Source organism: Branchiibius sp. NY16-3462-2 (genome assembly GCF_001594145.1).
In the GTDB taxonomy this organism is placed as follows: domain Bacteria; phylum Actinomycetota; class Actinomycetes; order Actinomycetales; family Dermatophilaceae; genus Branchiibius.
In genome coordinates this window covers 1-1,307 of record NZ_LVCF01000023.1, presented here as the reverse complement: position 1 = coordinate 1,307, position 1,307 = coordinate 1, and the positions used below count along the sequence as shown (strand labels likewise).

1 protein-coding gene is annotated in these 1,307 nt (G+C 63.8%); it reads left to right on the top strand.

Going from position 1 to position 1,307, the window contains the following annotated elements:
* The first annotated feature begins 193 nt into the window (after positions 1-193).
* On the top strand, positions 194-1,300 hold the full coding sequence (locus AZH51_RS05980; RefSeq protein ID WP_291522352.1) for an IS30 family transposase: 1,107 nt from the start codon (positions 194-196) through the stop codon (positions 1,298-1,300).
* The last annotated feature ends 7 nt before the right edge of the window (positions 1,301-1,307 follow it).

Below are 1,307 nucleotides of genomic sequence, written 5' to 3'. Positions count from 1 at the left end.
CGGCAGCTTCAAAGGGTCAGCGCAACACCCTGATTTGAAATGGGTGATGTGGATGTCCCGGCTTGGACCGTTGCGTGGTGACCAGCGCCGATTTTGGCGGCAGATCGCCGAGGGCAAGGAGACGGTGGACGCGGCGTTGATAGCGGGGGTGGACAGGTCCAGTGCGCAGAGGTGGTTCAGCGACGCTGGTGGCATGGCGCCTTTGCCGTTGTCCGAACCCTCAGGGCGGTTCTTATCGATGCTGGAACGAGAGCAGATTGCTGCGGGAGTGGCCCGGGGCGACTCGATCCGGGCGATCGCGCGCAGGATCGATCGGGCCCCTTCGACCGTGCTGCGAGAGCTGCGCCGTAACCGCGGTGCGTCCCCGCATTACCGGCCCCGGCGGATCACTCGTCCACCGCGGCGGGCGGCGACCTACTCGCCGTCGATTGCTCAAGCCCGCGCGGACCGACGATTGGCCCGCCCAAAGGCCACCAAGCTCGAGTCGTGTCACCGGTTAAAGGTTGAGGTATATCGCCGGTTACGGCTGGGGCATTCCCCACAGCAAATCAGGGCCCGCCTGAGGCGTGACTTCCCCGACGATGAACAGATGCGCATCAGTCACGAAGCGATCTACCGCTGCATCTACGTCCAAGGCCGCGGACAGCTACGTCAAGAACTCGCTGCGTGTCTGCGCACCGGGCGAGCAGTACGAGTTCCCCGAGCTCGCGCCAAACGTCGTAACGCTGAAGCGGGCAAGCAGATCACCGGGATGGTGATGATCACCGAACGTCCCGCCGAAGTCGAGGACCGGGCGGTGCCAGGGCACTGGGAGGGCGACCTGATCATCGGCAAGAACGGCGAGTCCCAGATCGGGACCCTGGTCGAACGCACCACCCGGTTCGTGATCCTGCTGCACCTGCCCGGGCGGCGCGACGCAGCCACCGTGGCAGATCAAATGATCACCCAGATGTCCCGACTACCAGAGCACCTGCGCCGGTCAGTGACCTGGGACCAAGGCAGGGAAATGGCCGCCCACGCCCGTGTGAAAGCCGAACTCGACCTACGCGACGGTGTCTACTTCTGCGACCCGCACTCACCCTGGCAACGCGGCACCAACGAAAACACCAACGGCTTGTTGCGCCAGTACTTCCCCAAAGGAAGCGATCTATCCGGATACGCCCAGCACTACCTGGAGTACGTCGCTGACCTGCTGAACACTCGACCCCGCCAAACCCTGGAATGGGCAACACCCGCCGAAGCTCTCCATCAGATACTCTCAACGCCACCAGAAACCGACGGTGTTGCAACGACCGCGTGAAACTGCC

Bases quoted from the DNA above. Each gene is read 5' to 3' on its own strand.
- AZH51_RS05980 (WP_291522352.1), top strand. From the start codon at position 194: ATGGCGCCTTTGCCGTTGTCCGAACCCTCAGGGCGGTTCTTATCGATG.